This is a genomic window from Rhizobium sp. YAF28, assembly GCF_052113285.1.
Taxonomy (GTDB): domain Bacteria; phylum Pseudomonadota; class Alphaproteobacteria; order Rhizobiales; family Rhizobiaceae; genus Rhizobium.
Window position 1 is genome coordinate 1 of record NZ_JBFRCX010000034.1, and the last position, 1,202, is coordinate 1,202.

1 protein-coding gene is annotated in these 1,202 nt (G+C 70.8%); it reads right to left on the reverse strand.

Annotated features, from left to right (window positions below):
• Window positions 1-107: 107 nt before the first annotated feature.
• Window positions 108-1,136 (reverse strand): NAD(P)H-dependent glycerol-3-phosphate dehydrogenase, encoded by a 1,029-nt coding sequence (locus AB4Z13_RS32750; RefSeq protein WP_442207771.1) that lies wholly within the window; start codon window positions 1,134-1,136, stop codon window positions 108-110.
• Between the last annotated feature and the right edge of the window lie 66 nt (window positions 1,137-1,202).

Below are 1,202 nucleotides of genomic sequence, written 5' to 3' on the forward strand. Positions count from 1 at the left end.
GTCTCCGCCAGCGCCGGCGCGGCGCCCAGGCACAGCGTGGAAAGCGTGGCGATCATCGCCCCGAGGGCTTGGCGTCGGCTAGGCATCTAATCTTGGGGGATTTGCGGYTATTCGTCCCGCGCGTCGCGCTGGAGCAGTTGCGCCACGGCGTCGGCGGCAGACAGGCCCTCGAACAGCACCGCGCAGACCGCGCGCGTGATCGGCATCTCCACGCCATGCCGGGCGGCCAGCGCCGCCACCGCCTGGGCGCATCGCACCCCCTCGGCCACGTGGCCGAGGTCGGCGAGCACCTGTTCGAGCGTCTTGCCGCCCGCCAATTGCTGTCCGACCTTGCGGTTGCGCGAGAGGTCGCCGGTGGCGGTCAGGATCAGGTCGCCCATCCCGGCGAGGCCCATGAAGGTCTCCACGCGGCCGCCGAGCGCCAGCCCGAACCGGGTYATCTCGGCCAGCCCGCGCGTGACCAGCGCCGCGCGCGCGTTGAGGCCCAGGCCCAGACCATCGCTGGCGCCGGTGGCAATCGCCAGCACGTTCTTGACCGCGCCGCCCACCTCCACGCCGATCAGGTCATCGCTGCCATAGATCCGCATGGCATGGTGATGGAACGCCACCTGCGCGCGGTCCGCCAGCGCATGGGACGTGCCCGCCACGGTCAGCGCGCACGGCAGCCCCTGAGCCACTTCCTTGGCGAAGCTGGGCCCGGTCAGCACGCCATATTCGATCTGGCCCGGCGTCACGCCGAGCGCATCGATTTCCGCGCGCACCATCTGGTGCGGCATGGCGTGGGTGTCGGCCTCGAAGCCCTTGCAGAGCCAGAGCATGGCCAGCGGCGCAGGCCGTCCGGCATGGCGCGCGGCCAGCCGGCGCGTCATCTCGCGCAGGCCGGAAACCGGCGTGGCCACCACCAGGAGCCCGTCCGGGTCAGCCAGCGCATGATCCACGGCGGCATCGAAATCGGCTTCGCAGGCCAGTCGGGGGGATAACGCCACCCCGGGCAGGTAGGCCGCGTTCATGCCGGTTTGCGCGATATCGGCCAGTTGCGCGGCATCGCGGCCCCAGAGCACCACATCGTGCACGGTGGCCGCGTGGCTGGCCAGGGCAGTGCCCCAGGCCCCGGCGCCGAGGAAGGTCAGTTTCATGGCGATTCTGGCGGAATGGCGGATAACGTCAGTATGGCGGGGGAAATCAAAACGGGGCCGAAGCCC